At 49.7% G+C, this 17,561-nt stretch carries 16 protein-coding genes and 2 pseudogenes; 12 read left to right on the top strand and 6 right to left on the bottom strand.

Annotated elements, in window-relative coordinates; all coding sequences use genetic code 11:
• Positions 1–10 precede the first annotated feature (10 nt).
• Positions 11–1,474 (top strand): annotated as a pseudogene (locus NC980_RS13615) (DEAD/DEAH box helicase); the annotation flags it as partial.
• 81 nt (positions 1,475–1,555) lie between these two features.
• A pseudogene (gene secA / locus NC980_RS13610) lies at positions 1,556–3,109 on the top strand (preprotein translocase subunit SecA); the annotation flags it as partial.
• Positions 3,110–3,184: 75 nt separating this feature from the next.
• Here the strand turns inward: secA and NC980_RS13605 are convergent.
• Positions 3,185–4,369, bottom strand: a complete 1,185-nt coding sequence (locus NC980_RS13605; RefSeq protein WP_190376608.1) for an NAD(P)H-quinone oxidoreductase subunit H — start codon at positions 4,367–4,369, stop codon at positions 3,185–3,187.
• 86 nt (positions 4,370–4,455) lie between these two features.
• Positions 4,456–5,349, bottom strand: a complete 894-nt coding sequence (locus NC980_RS13600; protein ID WP_190376607.1) for an AraC family transcriptional regulator — start codon at positions 5,347–5,349, stop codon at positions 4,456–4,458.
• Between the two features lie 84 nt (positions 5,350–5,433).
• Here NC980_RS13600 and ureG point away from each other — a divergent pair, with 84 nt between their 5' ends.
• The 7 genes from ureG to NC980_RS13565 all read left to right on the top strand — a co-directional run bounded on the left by ureG (position 5,434) and on the right by NC980_RS13565 (position 11,939).
• Positions 5,434–6,066: an urease accessory protein UreG gene (ureG, locus tag NC980_RS13595; RefSeq protein ID WP_190376606.1), complete on the top strand. Its 633-nt coding sequence runs from the start codon at positions 5,434–5,436 to the stop codon at positions 6,064–6,066.
• A 181-nt stretch (positions 6,067–6,247) separates the two neighbouring features.
• Positions 6,248–7,567, top strand: a complete 1,320-nt coding sequence (gene urtA, locus NC980_RS13590) for an urea ABC transporter substrate-binding protein (protein WP_190376605.1) — start codon at positions 6,248–6,250, stop codon at positions 7,565–7,567.
• A gap of 101 nt (positions 7,568–7,668) precedes the next feature.
• A complete protein-coding gene (locus tag NC980_RS13585; RefSeq protein WP_190376604.1) occupies positions 7,669–8,829 on the top strand; it encodes a branched-chain amino acid ABC transporter permease in 1,161 nt (386 codons plus the stop codon).
• A gap of 12 nt (positions 8,830–8,841) precedes the next feature.
• Complete coding sequence (urtC, locus tag NC980_RS13580) at positions 8,842–10,017, top strand: urea ABC transporter permease subunit UrtC (protein WP_190376603.1); 1,176 nt, start codon at positions 8,842–8,844, stop codon at positions 10,015–10,017.
• Entirely contained in the window at positions 9,977–10,732 is a 756-nt protein-coding gene (gene urtD / locus NC980_RS13575) for an urea ABC transporter ATP-binding protein UrtD (RefSeq protein WP_190376602.1), read from the top strand. Before urtC ends, urtD begins: the two co-directional genes overlap by 41 nt.
• A 6-nt stretch (positions 10,733–10,738) precedes the next feature.
• On the top strand, positions 10,739–11,491 hold the full coding sequence (urtE, locus tag NC980_RS13570; RefSeq protein WP_190376601.1) for an urea ABC transporter ATP-binding subunit UrtE: 753 nt from the start codon (positions 10,739–10,741) through the stop codon (positions 11,489–11,491).
• Between the two features lie 37 nt (positions 11,492–11,528).
• Positions 11,529–11,939, top strand: a complete 411-nt coding sequence (locus NC980_RS13565; protein ID WP_348253934.1) for a hypothetical protein — start codon at positions 11,529–11,531, stop codon at positions 11,937–11,939.
• Between the two features lie 103 nt (positions 11,940–12,042).
• Here NC980_RS13565 and NC980_RS13560 read toward each other — a convergent pair whose 3' ends face one another.
• Positions 12,043–12,534: a hypothetical protein gene (locus NC980_RS13560; protein WP_190376599.1), complete on the bottom strand. Its 492-nt coding sequence runs from the start codon at positions 12,532–12,534 to the stop codon at positions 12,043–12,045.
• 87 nt (positions 12,535–12,621) lie between these two features.
• Here NC980_RS13560 and NC980_RS13555 point away from each other — a divergent pair, with 87 nt between their 5' ends.
• Entirely contained in the window at positions 12,622–12,768 is a 147-nt protein-coding gene (locus NC980_RS13555; protein ID WP_190376598.1) for a hypothetical protein, read from the top strand.
• Between the two features lie 8 nt (positions 12,769–12,776).
• Entirely contained in the window at positions 12,777–13,757 is a 981-nt protein-coding gene (locus NC980_RS13550) for an NHL repeat-containing protein (RefSeq protein ID WP_190376597.1), read from the top strand.
• Between the two features lie 291 nt (positions 13,758–14,048).
• On the opposite strand, the gene NC980_RS13545 is transcribed toward NC980_RS13550, so the two are convergent.
• The 3 genes from NC980_RS13545 to NC980_RS13535 form a co-directional block, all read right to left on the bottom strand.
• Entirely contained in the window at positions 14,049–14,759 is a 711-nt protein-coding gene (locus NC980_RS13545) for a microbial rhodopsin family protein (protein WP_190376596.1), read from the bottom strand.
• Between the two features lie 80 nt (positions 14,760–14,839).
• Positions 14,840–15,475 (bottom strand): bifunctional phosphoribosyl-AMP cyclohydrolase/phosphoribosyl-ATP diphosphatase HisIE, encoded by a 636-nt coding sequence (gene hisIE, locus NC980_RS13540; RefSeq protein WP_190376595.1) that lies wholly within the window; start codon positions 15,473–15,475, stop codon positions 14,840–14,842.
• 27 nt (positions 15,476–15,502) lie between these two features.
• The gene (locus tag NC980_RS13535; RefSeq protein ID WP_190376594.1) at positions 15,503–17,230 is read right to left on the bottom strand and encodes a CBS domain-containing protein; all 1,728 of its coding nucleotides are present in this window, start codon (positions 17,228–17,230) and stop codon (positions 15,503–15,505) included.
• A gap of 99 nt (positions 17,231–17,329) precedes the next feature.
• Between NC980_RS13535 and psbZ the strand changes: the two genes are divergently transcribed.
• Entirely contained in the window at positions 17,330–17,518 is a 189-nt protein-coding gene (psbZ, locus tag NC980_RS13530) for a photosystem II reaction center protein PsbZ (RefSeq protein WP_190376593.1), read from the top strand.
• The last annotated feature ends 43 nt before the right edge of the window (positions 17,519–17,561 follow it).

Here is a 17,561-nt window from a genome sequence, read left to right as displayed (position 1 = left end):
TTCCCCTGTCATGCTTAAATCTCTCCTGGGCGACCCCAATCAACGCAAGCTCAAGAAATACAAACCCCTGGTCAATGAAGTCAATCTTTTAGAAGAAGAGATTGAGCCGCTCTCAGATGACGCATTGAGAGCCAAGACCACTGAATTCAGAGAGCGACTCGCCAAGGCAAAGAATAGAGACGAAGAAAAGCAAATTCTCGATGACATTCTGCCGGAAGCGTTTGCGGTTGTGCGTGAAGCGGGCAAGCGGGTCTTGGGAATGCGGCACTTCGATGTGCAGCTAATCGGCGGTATGGTGCTGCACGATGGACAAATCGCTGAAATGAAAACCGGGGAAGGAAAAACCCTAGTTTCGACGCTGCCTGCTTATCTCAATGCGCTGTCTGGAAAAGGTGTTCACGTCGTCACGGTGAACGATTACCTGGCAAAGCGCGACGCGGAATGGATGGGACAAGTTCACCGCTTTTTGGGCTTGAGCGTGGGGCTAATTCAGCAGAACATGAGTCCGATCGAGCGTCAGAAAAACTACGCTTGCGACATCACTTACGCCACCAACAGCGAATTAGGATTCGACTACCTGCGCGATAACATGGCGACTGCGATGGAAGAAGTCGTGCAGCGTCCGTTTAACTACTGCGTCATCGACGAAGTGGATTCGGTGCTGATCGATGAAGCCCGGACTCCGTTGATTATTTCGGGTCAAGTTGAGCGCCCGACTGAGAAATATATGCAGGCGGCAGCAGTGGCACGATCGCTTAAACGCGATGATCATTACGAAGTCGATGAGAAGCAGCGTAATATTCTGCTCACCGACGAAGGGTTTATCGCCGCAGAACAAAATCTGGGTGTTTCCGACTTATTCGACCCGAATGATCCTTGGGCGCACTATGTTTTCAACGCAATCAAAGCCAAAGAACTGTTTATCAATGATGTGAATTACATCGTGAGAAACGGCGAAATCGTGATTGTAGATGAATTTACCGGACGAGTCATGCCGGGTCGGCGGTGGAGTGATGGACTGCACCAAGCGATCGAAGCCAAAGAAGGAGTCGAGATCCAAAACGAAACTCAGACCTTAGCGACAATCACTTATCAAAACTTCTTCTTGCTTTATCCGAAGCTTGCAGGGATGACCGGAACCGCGAAGACCGAGGAAGCGGAACTTGAAAAAATCTACAAGCTCGAAGTCACGCTGGTTCCAACTAACCAACCGCGCCGCCGGATCGATTTGTCGGATGTGGTTTACAAGACCGAAGCAGGCGACCTGAAAGTATTTGCGCGGGAGTGTGCAGAAAAATCGGCTCAAGGCCGTCCCGTTCTCGTTTGGGCGATGAACCTAGAAGCATTGAGTAATCTGTCTCAATTGCTTGATGAACAAGGACTTGCCCATAATCTCTGTCCGGGTCTACCTCAAAGCAGTGATCAAGCGAGAGAAATCGTGCGGCAAGCGAAACATCCCAGCATGATTACCGTGACCAACAGTTACGAAGTTTATCGGATGATTCGTCAAGCGGTTCCTGAAGGTGAAAACGGACTGTTTGTGTTAGGCATCACCGGAAAATGGAGCGCGATCGCGCTTGAATGCGAGGAAATGCATCGCACCGGTCGCCCAGTCCTGGTTGGAACCACCAGTGTTGAGAAGTCTGAACTACTGTCTCAACTGCTGCAAGAATTGAACGTTCCTCACAACTTGCTGAACGCAAAACCAGAGAACGTAGAGCGGGAATCTGAAATCATCGCTCAAGCAGGTCGGACAGGCAAAGTGACGATCGCCACCAACATGGCAGGACGCGGAACCGACATCATCTTGGGCGGTAATTCCGATTACATGGCGCGTCTGAAAATCCGCGAATACTTCATGCCGCGAATTGTCGAGCCAGAAGACGACGATGATTTTTCGGGGATGGGCTTTGGCGATTCGCGAGGCGGCGGACAAGGCTTTGAACCCGGACGCAAGATCAAAACCTGGAAAGCCAAGTCTGATATTTACCCGACCGAACTTTCCCAGGAAACGGAGCAGGCATTGAAAGATGCGGTTCACTTTGCGGTGCAGCAATACGGGGAACGCAGTCTGCCAGAACTGGAAGCCGAAGACAAAATCGCGACCGCAGCCGAAAAAGCCCCCACGAACGATCCAGTCATTCAAAGCTTGCGGGAAGTGTATAAGCGGATTCGTGTGGAATATGATGCTTACACCGATCGCGAACACGAAGAAGTTGTGAAACTCGGTGGACTGCACGTCATTGGAACAGAGCGCCACGAATCGCGGCGGATCGATAACCAACTGCGGGGACGGGCCGGACGGCAGGGCGACCCTGGATCAACCAAGTTCTTCCTCAGTTTGCAAGATAACTTGCTGCGGATTTTCGGGGGCGATCGGGTTGCGAACATGATGAATATGTTCCGCGTCGAGGAAGATATGCCGATCGAGTCGAAGATGCTGACGCGATCCCTCGAAGGCGCTCAGAAGAAGGTGGAAACCTACTACTACGACATCCGGAAGCAGGTGTTTGAATACGACGAAGTGATGAATAATCAGCGTCGAGCCATCTACGCTGAACGTCGTCGAGTGCTAGAAGGACAAGATCTCAAAGAGAAAGTGATTGAATACGCAGAACGCACGATGGATGACATTGTGGAAGCGTATATCAATCCCGAACTGCCGTCAGAAGAGTGGGAACTCGACAAGCTCTTGAGCAAAGTGAAAGAGTTTGTTTATCTGCTGAGCGATCTCGAACCCAAAGATCTTGAAGACATGAGCCTGGGTGAGCTGAAAGCGTTCTTACACGAGCAGGCTCGAATTGCTTATGACCTGAAGGAAGCGGAAGTCGATTCTGTGCAGCCGGGATTAATGCGTCAGGCAGAACGATTCTTTATTCTCAATCGGATTGATACCCTGTGGCGTGAACACCTGCAGTCAATGGATGGCTTGCGGGAGTCTGTTGGCTTGCGGGGTTACGGACAGAAAGATCCGCTGATTGAGTATAAGAGCGAAGGCTATGAGTTGTTCTTGGAGATGATGATCAATATTCGTCGAGATGTGGTCTACTCGCTGTTCCAATTCCAGCCGCAGCAACAACAGCCACAGGTTGAAGTTGAAGTCGTTTAAAGCGTATTGATAGCAAAGACGATCGCAGTTCTCAAACCGCGATCGTCTTTTTTTGGGCAGATTTGCTTGATGGATTTAACGATCGACCGATCCCATAACCAAATCGATGCTCGCCAAAATCACAAAAATATCAGCAACTTTACAGCCTTGAATTAACTGAGGCAGCAATTGCAGGTTGTTGTAATCTCCGGGGCGAATTTTCCAACGCCACGGAAACACATTGTCATCGCCAATGATAAATATTCCCAGTTCACCTCGCCCCGACTCTACTCGAACATAGTGTTCGCCTTTGGGGATTTTGAAGGTTGGCGCGATTTTTTTGGCAATAAATTGATAGTCGAACCTATTCCACTCGGATTTTGCTCCGGATTCGATTCGTTTTACTTCTAGGTTTTCGTAAGCTCCACCTGGTAGCGCCTTTAGAGCTTGCTTGATGATTTTGATCGACTCTCGCATTTCTCGGATTCGCACCGCGTATCTAGCAAAACAATCGCCTGCCGTTTCCCACTGAATCTCCCAATCTAATTCGTCATAGCATTCATAGTGGTCAACTTTGCGTAAGTCCCATTTCACACCCGAAGCCCGTAACATTGGTCCTGTCACGCCCCAATTGATTGCGGTTTCGCGTGTGAGGATACCAACGCCCTCTGTGCGTCGTCGGAAGATTGGATTATCCGTCATCAATCGTTCGTACTCATCCAGAGTTGGCGGTAGATAGTCGCAAAAGTCCGTACATTTATCAACCCAACCGTAGGGTAAATCTGCTGCAACGCCTCCCACACGGAAATAGTTGTGATTGATCATGCGATAGCCTGTGACGGCTTCAAACAAATCGAGGATGAGTTCACGATCGCGCAGCGTCGGAAAAAATAATGCTTGTGTCCCGACATCGCCGACAAATGGGCCTAACCACAGTAAATGATTCACAATGCGAGTGAGTTCCAGCATGATCATCCGAATGTAGCGGGCACGTTTCGGAACTTCGATCTGCGCGAGCTTCTCAACTGCATTCACGGTGACAGCTTCGTTAAACATTCCACCGTAATAGTCCCATCGGCTCGTATAGGGAATAAACATCGTCGTGGTGCGGTTTTCAGCGATCTTCTCCATGCCGCGATGCAGATAGCCAATCACAGGTTCACAATCGACCACATCTTCCCCATCTAACGTGACAATGATCCGAAAACAACCGTGCATTGCTGGATGGTGAGGTCCCATATTGATCACCATCGGTTCTGTTTTGGTTTCGATCCAGCCCATAAGTTGAACTCCTGATGTTTATTCTGACTATCAAAAATTGAGGGTGCGATCGTCTTGTAGATTCTTCCGCTTTTTGTAAATTCTTCCTATGAGTTTTGAATCATTTTTGGTGTGATACCCAATAGCTTTTTACAGTGCCGATGCAAGTGACTTTGATCCACAAATCCGACCTGCTTTGCAACTTCTGCGATCGGTAATCTTCCTGCAATGAGCAATTCCTTTGCCCGCGCCACTCGCGCCCGAATCACGAACTGATGCGGTGTCACGCCAGTCGATTGTTTGAACAACTGTAAGAAATAGCGCGGACTCATTTTTGCGATCGCAGCCAGTTCACCCAAGCTCAAATCTTGATCTAAATGAGCCTGGATATAATCGACAACGCAACGTAAACGGGATTGAGATAATCCGTTTGTATAGTCTCGAATTGAAGGTCGTTGTGCCGAATAATGCTGTAGGAGATGAACGATGAGCGCATTTGATAGTGATTCAGCATATAGGCGACTTGCGGTGCCATCACGCTCTAGAACCGTTTTTAGGGAGAGTCCAATGTGATAGACCAGCGGATCATTCAACGCGAATTGCGGTAATAGTTCAGTTTGATCAGTCGCCTCATCAACAGCTTGAGCAAGCTTAATCGAATCAAATCCAAAGAACATCACGCCACCCCAGTCAAACCAGCGGCTTCGACAACCGATCCGGGCGGGAACCAATACCATATTGCCGTTCGCGACCTGTTCCCGATGAAACTTGCCATCAATCGATCGCTCTGCAATCTGTGACTGATTGGTATGCGTAAAAATTGCTAACGTATGCTGCAAAGAAAAAACTTCAGTCGTTTCTCCGGGCGGCATATAGTCATAGCCAAAGCAAATTCCATCCCACCCTGCTGCAAGACTTGTCAGTTGAGGCGATCGCGCAAAAATTCGCCGATAGCCTGCCTCTCCTTCTCTTGCAAAGTCGATTGTGAGTGCATTGCTCATAGCGCTAACTTAAGAGTTTCTTTCACCGTAATCCAAAGCGATCGTGATAAGTCATTAAGATCAGCAAAATTTTAAGAAACTCTCATGACACACACTCTGGTTTCTACTGCCTTTCGCGTTGGAATTGCGGGACCTGTGGGTTCTGGTAAAACCGCACTCGTTGATGCACTCTGTAAAGCAATGCGCGATCGCGCCCAAATCGCGGTTGTCACCAATGATATTTACACCCAAGAAGATGCCAAGTTCTTAGTGCGATCACAAGCACTGACTCCCGATCGCATTCTCGGAGTCGAAACTGGGGGCTGTCCACACACGGCAATCCGTGAAGATGCGTCGATGAATTTGGCCGCGATCGACCAGCTTGAGCAGCGATTTGAGAACTTAGAGTTAATTTTTGTCGAGAGCGGCGGAGATAACTTAGCGGCGACCTTTAGCCCTGAATTAGTTGACTTGAATATTTATGTGATTGATGTTGCAGGCGGCGACAAAATCCCCCGCAAAGGGGGGCCTGGAATTACGAAATCTGATCTGCTTGTAATTAACAAAATCGATCTTGCTCCCTATGTGGGCGCAGATTTAGACGTGATGGAGCGAGATGCAAAACAAATGCGGGGAGAAAAACCGTTTGTGTTCACAAATCTCAAAACTCGTGTAGGACTAGATAGGGTGATCGACTTTGTATCAACCTACGCAGGGATGAACTTGAAGCAAAAATAACAAAACAATCCTTAAAAAGTAATCTTGTATACAATTTCCCGAAAACCCAAGCCCTAGTATTTCAGAGTTATTACTTAAAGCTTGAAACCGCGATGATTCTGCGACTCGCTCCTCCGCAGAAGCAATCTCGATTGGGGTTGTCGATCGCCTGAGCTTGGATCAACTCACTACACCTTTGGACATGACAAAATCATTTGGACGGCGCGAATTTATTATCCTTGGCTCTACGGCGGCAGGAAGCGTTCTGTTAAAGTCTTGTGGCGCTCCGCCTCAAACGGGAACAACGTCTGCCAATGCTCCCGCAGCTTCTCCCGCAGCGAATACGACTGCATCGGGTAACACGATCAAAGTTGGTATTCTGCACTCGCTATCTGGCACGATGTCGATCTCTGAGAAGAGCGTCGTCGATGCAGAACAACTCGCGATCGAAGAAATCAACAAAGCGGGCGGTGTGTTAGGTAAGCAAATCGAAGCCGTCGTCGAAGATGGCAACTCCGATTGGCCTACCTTTGCTGAAAAAGCGAAGAAATTGATCGATCAAGACAAAGTAGCAACGGTGTTTGGCTGCTGGACTTCTGCCAGCCGTAAAGCGGTTCTGCCTGTGTTCGAGTCGAAAAAGCACTTGCTTTGGTATCCGGTGCAGTACGAAGGACAAGAATGCTCGAACAATGTGTTCTACACGGGCGCGGCTCCGAACCAACAAATTGAGCCTTCGGTAGAATGGCTGCTGAAGAACAAAGGTAAAGATTTCTTCTTGGTGGGTTCAGATTATGTGTTTCCGCGCACGGCGAACACGATTATCAAAGCCCAACTTGCAGCCTTAGGTGGCAACACCAAAGGCGAAGACTACATTCCGCTCGGTAACACCGATGTCAAGCCCGTTGTCGACAAGATCAAGCAAGCTCTGCCAAATGGTGGCGTGATTTACAACAGCTTGAACGGTGACACCAACGTTGCCTTCTTCAAAGAACTGCAAGCCTCTGGCTTGACTCCGGATAAGTATCCGTCAATGTCGGTCAGTATCGCAGAAGAAGAAGTCAAAGCAATCGGGGTCGAATACTTGAAAGGACATTACGCCGCTTGGAACTACTTCCAAACCGTAGAAACACCCGCCAGCAAGAAGTTTGTCGAAGCATTCAAGGCGAAATACGGCAGCGATCGCGTGGTCAACGACCCGATGGAAGCGGCTTACATTATGGTTTACCTGTGGAAGCAAGCGGTCGAAAAAGCCGGAACCGCTGACGATCTTGCAAAAGTGAAAGCCGCCGCTTACGGTCAGACCTTTGATGCACCGGAAGGTAAGGTGACAATGAACTCAAACCACCACTTGTCGAAGTTCGTGCGGATCGGTGAAGTTGCACAAGACGGACTCTTCAAGATCGTATCCGAAACTAAGGATGCGGTGAAACCTGTGCCTTGGAACCAGTTTGTGACAGAAACGAAGGGCTTTGCGTGCGACTGGTCTGATCCGGCGAAGGGCGGAAAGTTTAAGACCGCTTGATGAGTGGGGAGTAGGGAGTAGGGAGTGGGGGGAGAAGTCAGTTTTTTCCCCGCTCCCTACTTTCTACTTTTAGGGAACACGATTTAGACACGGAGAAAGCTTTGCTGTCAGGACTTTTAAACGGGATCTTCAGTGGTGTTAGCGTCGGCTCGGTGTTGTTGTTGGCAGCATTGGGACTGGCGATCGTCTTCGGGCTGATGGGCGTGATCAACATGGCTCACGGGGAGTTGATGATGCTCGGTGCTTACACAACCTTTGTGGTGCAGAATGCCCTCAGACCAATGGGTGGGTTTTGGTTTGATATCTACATCTTTGTAGCTCTAATTGCGGCGTTTATCGTTACGGCGCTGTTTGGCATTGTTCTAGAACGGGGCGTGATTCGATATTTGTATGGGCGACCGCTTGAAACATTGCTGGCGACTTGGGGCGTGAGCTTGATTCTGCAACAGTTGGTGCGGAGCGTGAGTTGGCAATTAGTCACGCTGGTGGCGATGTTCTGTGTGCTGTTTTTTGGCGCATTGTGGATTCTGGCACGTCGTCCGAACTATGAGCAGATTCGCGGCTGGTCGATCGCAATTCTGCTGCCGCTATCGGCTGCCATCGCAATTGTCACGGGCAACACGGTCGGACAAATCTATGGGTTAGCCGTCACCAAACCTTGGTTTGGCGCACAGAACGTCGATGTCACCGCTCCGCGTTGGCTGCGGGGGGGATTGTCGATCGCGGGAACACAGCTATCGTATGCGCGAATTTTCATTATTGTGTTGACGATCGCGGCTGTGTTCGGCGTGTATTGGTTCTTGAACAAAACGTCTTGGGGTTTGAGAATTCGGGCGGTGACTCAAAATCGCAGTATGAGCGCTTGTCTTGGAATTCCGACTCAGAAAGTGGATGCGCTGGCATTTGCGCTGGGATCAGGACTGGCAGGAGTTGCGGGCTGTGCGGTGAGCTTGTTGGGATCAGTCGGGCCAAACACGGGACAGAACTATATTGTGGATACGTTCATGATTGTGGTCGTGGGTGGCGTTGGAAAGCTGGTCGGCAGCATTATTGCAGCTCTCGCGATCGGCACTGCTAACTACATCATCGGATCGAATGTGTTAGTCGATATGTTTAGCTTCTCTCCGCAACTGTCTGAATTTTTCAAATTTTTCTCGACGATCAGCATGGCAAAGGTGATGGTGTTTGCATTGATTATTGTGTTTCTGCAATTCCGTCCGGCTGGGCTATTTCCGCAAAAAGGACGAACCGTGGATGCTTAGGGAGAAGTTGACGTGAATAAAGAAGCGCCTTGGTGGAAGCAGCGATCGTTTTTAATTGAAGCGGGACTCGTCGTGGTGATCGCGCTCGCGCTCATTTACATTGTGCCGAATTTGCTGGTCGGCATTGGGCAAGGGTTTCGAGTCGGATTGTTGGGGCGGTTTTTAGCGCTGGCGATCGTGGCTTTAGGAATCGATTTGATTTGGGGCTATACCGGAATTCTCAGTTTGGGACACGGCTTGTTTTTTGCGCTGGGTGGCTATAGTTTGGCGATGTTTTTGCAGTTGCAGATTCCGGCTGGACAGTTACCTGACTTTTTTACACTGTATGGTGTGACTGAGCTTCCGGCGTTTTGGCTGCCGTTTTACTCGCTGCCGTTTACCGTATTTGCGATCGTGTTGTTGCCTGCGATCGTCGCGGCGGTTCTCGGTTATTTGGTGTTTCGTAACCGACTTCGCGGCGTTTATTTCTCGATTCTGACGCAAGCGGCGTTGATTGTATTTTTTAACTTCTTCAACGGTCAGCAAAAGCTCATCAATGGCACAAACGGCTTGAAAACCGATACGACAACCTTTATGGGTCAAACGGTTGGCGATCCGCCGTTGCAGTGGGCGTTTTATATCCTAACCGTTTGGCTATTAGTTGGGGCTTATGCGCTGTGTCGGTGGCTGACGAGCGGCAGGCTGGGAAGACTACTGGTTGCGATTCGAGATGATGAACCCCGGCTGAGATTTTCTGGCTATAACCCGACTGTGTTTAAGGTGCTGGTGTTTGCGGTTTCTGCTGCATTAGCAGGGGTTTCGGGGGCATTGTTTACGGTGCAGTCTGGGATCATTTCACCGAAAGCTATGGATATTGCGTTTTCGATCGAGATGGTGATCTGGGTTGCGGTTGGGGGTCGTGCAAGTTTAGTCGGCGCGATTCTGGGCGCATTGATTGTCAACTTCGCGAAAAGTATTCTCAGCGAACAGTTTCCGCAGTTCTGGTTCTTTTTCCAGGGTGCATTGTTCCTGATCGTGGTGACGGTGGTACCGGGCGGACTGATTGGATGGCTGCGTACCGATGGAGTAGAGCTAGTCCGATCGCGGTTCTTGGGCAAGCGCAGATTAATGACCTATCCCAGCTTAGAAGAAGATCCGGAAGTGCAATATGAGCGAGAAAATCTTACAAATCGAAAATCTGACGGTTAGTTTTGATGGCTTTAAGGCGATCAATAATCTCAACTTTGATCTCGATCGTGGCGAGTTACGCGTCGTGATCGGGCCGAATGGAGCCGGAAAAACGACCTTCTTGGATACAATCACGGGCAAAACGCAGCCGACGGTTGGAACGGTTTATTTTAAAGGGCGCAATACCAAAGGCTTGAAAGAGCATGAGATCGCTCGGTTAGGTGTCGGGCGCAAGTTTCAGACTCCGCGTGTTTATCTCAATCTCACGCCCCGCGAGAATTTGGAACTGTCTTGCACTCGTGATAAGAATCTGTGGAATGCGATCATCGGTAAGCGTCCGGTTGCAGAACAGCGCACTGTATCGGGATTGCTGGAGACGATCGGGCTTGACCTCAAAGCCGATATCAAAGCCGCATTGCTCTCTCACGGTGAAAAGCAACGCCTAGAGATTGGAATGCTTGTAGCTCAGTCACCGGAATTGCTCTTAGTCGATGAACCGGTCGCGGGACTCACCGACGAAGAAACCGAGAAAGTTGGAGATTTGCTTTTAGCGCTGGCTGAAAGTCATTCGATCGTCGTGATTGAGCACGATATGGAATTCGTTAGACAAATTGCTCGGAGAGTGACGGTACTTCATCAAGGCAGTGTCTTATGTGAAGGCACAATGGACGAAGTACAGAACGATCCGCGAGTGATTGAGGTTTATCTGGGTCAACAAGAAGATCACGCTGCTTAGAACACTATGAGCTACACGAACACCACGCTAGAGCCAATGGAATTCAGTACAACAGCGCCAACGCTGCAAGTTTCTGATCTGAATGTGTATTACGGAGAAAGCCATATTCTTCGTGGCGTTGATATGACGGTGCAGCCGGGCAAAATGGTTTGTCTCATCGGGCGAAATGGGGTCGGTAAAACGACGCTGCTGAAGTCGATTATGGGATTGCTGAAGCCACGATCGGGATCGATCGTGTTGGCCGGGGAACCCATCACAGCGAAATCTCCGGATCAGCGCGCTCGTCTCGGCATCGGCTACGTTCCACAAGGGCGAGAAGTAATTCCGCGCCTGACGGTGAAAGAGAATCTGATTCTCGGACTCGAAGCGCTGCCGAAACGGAATAAAACGGCTGAGATTCCCGATGAGATTTTTGAACTGTTTCCGGTGCTAAAAACGATGCTGTCGCGGATGGGCGGAGATCTGAGCGGCGGACAACAGCAACAACTCGCGATCGCGCGTGCCTTGATGGGTCAGCCGCGATTACTGGTGCTGGATGAGCCGACCGAAGGGATTCAACCGTCGATTATTCTGGAAATCGAGGCGGCTGTGCGGCGGATTATCGAAACGACTGGGATTTCGGTTTTGCTGGTGGAGCAGCATTTACATTTTGTGCGCCAAGCAGATTGGTACTATGCGATGCAGAAAGGTGGAATTGTGGCATCGGGTTCGACTGAAGAACTGAGTAAAGACGTGGTGCAGCGATTTTTGGCGGTTTGATTTTGATCGGCGTTTGATCTGGGGGGTTTTCGCTTCGTTGTTCGGTGGTTTGCCCCCTAAATCCCCCACTCGTGGGGGACTTCGAGCCATAGAGCGAGGTTTCGGTTTTTTAGAGCAAGGTTTTGATTTTTTAGACTCACGTTTCGGTCTTTTAGAGCAAGATTTCGGTTTTTTAGAGCAAGGTTTTGATTTTTCACAGCAAGCTTTTGGTTTTTTAGACTCACGTTTCGGTTTTTTAGAGCAAGGCTTTGATTTTTCACAGCAAGGTTTCGGTTTTTTAGAGCAAGGTTTTGATTTTTTAGAGCAAGGTCGCTGTAAACGATCGCAAGTGTCCTGTTCAAAAAAGAAACGCTCTTACCGCGAAGATAGGAACGCTCTCATACCAAATCAGTCTGTTAATGCTACAGATCGTTCGCCCCCTAAATCCCCCACGAGTGGGGGACTTTGAGAATCCGAAACAGATTTAGGCTTGAAGTCCCCCACTCGTGGGGGATTTAGGGGGCACGACTGAGCATCAACGAAGCGAAAAAATCCGTCGAACTAACGTTAGATTAAGCGGGTGTCGCCTCCAATTCTGCGCTGGCTTCAGCCGCTTCTTTCTTATTGCGACGCACAAACTGTTGCTTTAGTTGATTCACAACAATCTTCATTCCAGGCTGATCGTCATGCGATTTGACCGCATCATAGACTTTCAGCGCTGCAACATACGCTTCACTGTGGGCAGCAAGATAGGTGTCATCGACCAAGCTATGCAGTTCAGTCAATGCCATCAACACAGGATAGAGATCCTCAACCAAGCGGATATCTTTCTGCATTTCCTCAACGTTGAACGATCGCGGTAAACAGTCCGTATGTTGCTGTGCGGCATCCAAGCAATTGAGCATGAAGCCACGACCCCGATCGCCCGTTTTTGGCAGGCTCTTGCGTTCCTCTTTCGACAAATGCACCAGAAAGGGCATCGCTTGTTTAATCGTGTCGATCGCGCTCATGATCGTGTTGCGGTCTTCTGCGCTTAAAGTGGCACTGATTCGATTGGTTGTCATATTTAATACTTTTGAAATCGATTAATACTTAGGTAGCTTCATTCGTTAGCGATCGTCGAGGGGGTGAGACACCCCGAAATCGCTCCTATGATTCGCCTCGCTCCGAAGCCGTATATATTTTCTTTTATTCATGCAATTTCTAAGCACATTCACAGAGGTCACGCAGCAAAATCTCGCTTAAATGGCAGTGGTCGCCGCTCAAAACAGGTGCGGCGAGTTCTCTACGATGAGTAATCATGTCTATGAATACAACAACAGCCCCAACGATCGCACCGTCTTCAAAAAGACAATCGACGATCGCAAAACTGGGAATCGGAACGATCGCGGGCGCAATCCTACTAGGTGCGGTGCAAACAGAATCAGCGATCGCGCTGTCCTACGCTTCCACACCCACCACTTTTGCAACAGGTTTCAACCGTTCTTATGGCATCGGAGTTGCCAGCAATGGTGATGTGTTGGTCGCGAATTATGGCAACAGTACCGTGAGTCGCTTTAGCAGCGCTGGTGCCTTCCTAGGCAACTTTGGCTCCGGTTTCAGCGGTCCTCTTGACGTTGCGTTTGCCAGCAATGGTGATGTGTTGGTCGCGAATTATAACGGCAATACCGTGAGTCGCTTTAACAGCATTGGCAACCCCCTGGGCAACTTTGGCTCCGGTTTCACTAATCCTGCTGGCATCGCGTTTGCCAGCAATGGCGATGTGTTCATCTCAAACAATAGCGGTACCGTGAGTCGCTTTAACAGCGCTGGTGCCTCCCTGGGCACCTTTGCCTCCGGTTTCACCTCTCCTCGTGACATTGCGGTTGCCAGCAATGGCGATGTGTTCGTCTCGAATGCTAGCGGCGGTACCGTGCGTCGCTTTAACAGCGCTGGCACCTCCCTGGGCACCTTTGGCTCCGGTTTCAGCACTCCTTGGGGTATCGTCATCGACAGCAGTGGCGATGTGTTGGTCTCGAATTTTAGCGGCGGTACCGTAACGCGGTTTAGTAGCAGTGGTACTTTGCTGCAAACTCTCACTGGCTTAAACCAACCCGCTAGCATGGCGATCGCGAGCAATGGGGATCTCTTAGTCGCAAACCACGGTAATAACTCCGTTTCTCGCTTTGCGGTCGCGACTCCTGTACCCTTCGGCTTCACACCGATTTGGGGATTCCTGTCGCTCGGCATTCGTCCGTTGATCAAACGCTTCAAGCCGCGCAAGCTGGCAACGGTGGCGGCAAAGTAGACAGTTTGTTTCGGGGATGAGGGTGGCAGGTTGCTTGCAGTTCTTCGAGTCGCAAATTCAACTTGCCCCCGAACTGCCGCTTGAGCATCCTTGACGCTAATACGACGTGATACCCAATTGATTTTTGAGTGCGACAGATCTTGGAAGCCCCCTAAATCCCCCACGAGTGGGGGACTTCAAGCCTAAATCTGTTTCGGGTTCTCAAAGTCCCCCAGTATGGGGGATTTAGGGGGCGAAGAATCTGTCACATTAATAAATTGATTCGGTATGAGAAGCTCTATCGAACTCACGCTAACGCGACATCTCAACACGATCGAACTCCGCCTGTCTCACATCTGCCTGCTCTAATTTCTGCAACGAACTCAGCGCCAAAAATCCAAATCCCACTTTTGCCGCAACATCGAGAATGGTATAAAACGCCGTCTCAGTTGTGCTGTTAATGACGTTAATTCCGGTTCTGGCAAGAATCCACACGACCGGATACAGCGACCAAATGACTAAATGTACTGTTAGCAAGCGATTAAACACAGACTTTGATCGTGGGTAAGTGTCGATCGCTTGATTACGATAATGCTTCAACAATAAATACGCCAGTCCCAAATAAAAACCACAACTGACGATATACCAAAGATTTGTAATCGGCTTCGGCGAAATCGTCGCCACAAACCCCGTCGCAATCATCAACACATCCGCCCCGATCATGCTGGCAAGAATAATCGGTTTCGTTTTGCCCAAATAGCTCAGTAACACGAGCGTCAACGGAGTCGAGAACGTCCAGGTGATATAGCGCACCCAAAAGGTGGGACGATCGAAGATCACGTTAAACCCTTGGCGCTGCGTCATTGCGAGATATAGCACTGCTGCGATCGCGCAGATAAAGAAGTTCAGCACATAAACGATTTGCCAGCGATCGTTTTTCGCTCGTTCTGCTCCAAATCCGAAAAAGATTGCTCCTGCGGTCATACTGAGACAACCGAGCCAAAGCCATGCTTGTTGTGTCATTGCGCCCTACTCTGAGAATGATCTATCAGAACTGTAGAGCGTGTCTGACTGATATACCTCTGACTAACGAATGACAATCGTTACCGTCGTTCTTGCAGCTTGCGATACACCGCTTTGAGATCGACATTGTGATGGGCCAGCGCCACCAGCGTATGGAAGAATAAATCTGCCGCTTCTCCGGCGATCGCCTCTTTGTCATCGTCTTTACAAGCCATCACGACTTCTGCCGCTTCTTCTCCGATCTTTTTGAGAATTTTGTTATCCCCGCCTGCAAACAATGTGCGGGTGTAAGAACCCTCGGTTGGATTGTCGCGACGATCGCACACCACCCCAAACACTTGCGACAACGTATCCGCAGGCGGCGGTGTAACCTTGCCATCGACTTGATGAAAACAGCTTCGCTCTCCGGTGTGACAAGCAATATCCCCGATTTGCTCAACCGTGACGAGTAGCGCATCACTATCACAGTCGTATCGAATCGCTTTCACCTTTTGCGTGTGTCCTGAGGTTGCGCCTTTGTGCCAGAACTCTTGGCGCGATCGACTCCAAAACCAAGTCTCTCCAGTAGAAAGCGTTTTCTGCAAAGATTCCTGATTCATCCACGCCATCATTAACACGGTGCCATCGAGGTAATCTTGAACGATCGCAGGCACTAAACCACGATCGTCATATCGAATTGCATCGGTGGGAATTGAATCAGCAAAAATCGGAGCCATATAGGAGTTGTGCAATCAGGGCATTTTTCAGTTTAGCGGGTAATGTTCGGCTAGATACTGTTCGGCAGTACTGCGATCGCAAATCTCACCGTCCAAGGTCGCCTTCAGCAACTCTTCAAGCATCAATTTGAACTGTTTACCGGGTTTGTAGCCGATCGCTTTTAGATCTGAACCATCAAGCGGTGCTTTCACCTGCAACCAAACCGTGAAATATTTCCAGATTGATCGACGCAGCGATCGCGTTCCTCGTGCCGCCACCAATCCCAGCGTTTCAGAATCAAACGGCTTCAACAACTGCACAATCTGACTGGGTTTCTCACACTGCGGTAATTTTTGCCCGATCGTTTGCTCAATTTTGCAGAGATGAGTTAATCGCTGAATCGCATCCTGCGGTAGCTGTAGCGTTTGAGCAACGATTGCGCGGTCATCGATTCTCGCAATCAGCACCTCTAATAACAATTGCCAATGCGGAATCGAAAAATCATATCGCTGGAACCGATCCGCCCATTTCAACTGTTGCCAAAGTGCGCGATCGAGCTTCAATTGTGGATGAATGCAAACCAACGCATCGAGATCGGCTAACTTTTGGATCGCCGCTTTCCAATAAGCCGCTTGCAAAATGTACTTCAGTTCCGACCTGAGCCGACTTTGCAACGCTGGAACAGGACGATTGCGAAACTGATAAACTCCGGATGCGATCGCATGACGAATATACATTTCCGTTTGCGGCTCAATCTCAAATCCCAACCGCACCGCAAACCGCACGGCTCGATAAATTCGGGTGGGATCTTCGATAAAACTATTCGGATGTAAAACGCGAATTTGTTTCGATCGTAAATCCGCCACACCTCCAAAGAAATCGAGAAGTTCTTGCGATGCCTCTGGCGCACGGGTACGTGTTCGTGGCTCCGTCAATCTCAACGCCAACGCATTGATCGTAAAATCCCGACGGTAAAGATCTTGTCGAATTGAACTCGATTCGACCTCCGGATTGGCGGCTGGATACAAATAAAATTCAGTCCGCGCTGTAGCAATATCAATCCACAGCGAACCCAACTCCGGATCATTGTGCCAAAGTACTGCCGCCGTTTGAAACTTCCCGTGAATCTCCAGTCGGGCTTGCGGGTAAATCGCCTGAAGTGCTTTCGCTAACTCAACTCCCGCCCCCACATCCGCCGATCGATGAAACCCATCCACAACTAAATCAATATCGCTCAAACTGACTTCAGCATCCGGATCAGCAAGAAGCAAATCCCGCACCGCTCCTCCAACTAGATAAAGATGCCATCCCCGCGCTTCAGCCGCTTGAGCCGCGATCGTCAAAATCTTCTGAAACGGCACCGCCAGCCGCTCTAGTTGCAGCAATTTCGGCGCAGCTTGAATCTGTCGCAACACATCGGTTCTGGTCACAATCCCCACCAATTGCCCGCGATCGATCACCGGAAGCCGCCCGATATCATACGTTCCCATCAGCGCTTGAATCTGGGACATCGGCGTATCAGGCGCGATCGTTCTTACCTGCGTCACCATCACCTTCTCCACAGGCACCTGCTTCAACCCGTGATGCGCCGCCAACTCCACATCCCGTCGTGAAACGATCCCCACCAATCGAGCGCCCTCGACGATCGGCAATCCCGAATGTCCGTAGCGCAGCAGCAGCTTTTGTGCCTCCTCGATCGTCGTCTCCGGTCGAATCGTCCGCACCGGCGACGACATCAACTCGCGGGCAGATTGCTCTGGATTGATATGAGGCATAGAATCGCGTCCGCCTTTTCTGATAACGTACTATTCAGGACTTTCGATCGCGTCTTAAGAACATTGAGACACTAAAAACGCTGTTTTAGGGAGAGACACATGACCTTTATTTTCCAGCTAGCGCTGTTGGCACTGGTTCTATTCTCGTTTGTGATGGTCGTTGGCGTTCCGGTCGCTTATGCAACGCCGCAAAACTGGGATACCTCCAAGAAATTGCTTTATCTTGGTTCGGGCATCTGGTTCATTCTAGTGATTACGGTCGGCGTTTTAAATTATCTTGTGACCTGAGTTCTGCATCAACTGGGGAAGAATTCAAGCTTCATCCCCAGTT

Origin of the sequence: Leptolyngbya sp. AS-A5, assembly GCF_039962495.1 — a bacterium.
Lineage (GTDB): Bacteria > Cyanobacteriota > Cyanobacteriia > Leptolyngbyales > Leptolyngbyaceae > Leptolyngbya.
The sequence above is the reverse complement of the archived record's forward strand: the minus strand, read 5'-3'. Positions and strand labels throughout refer to the sequence as shown.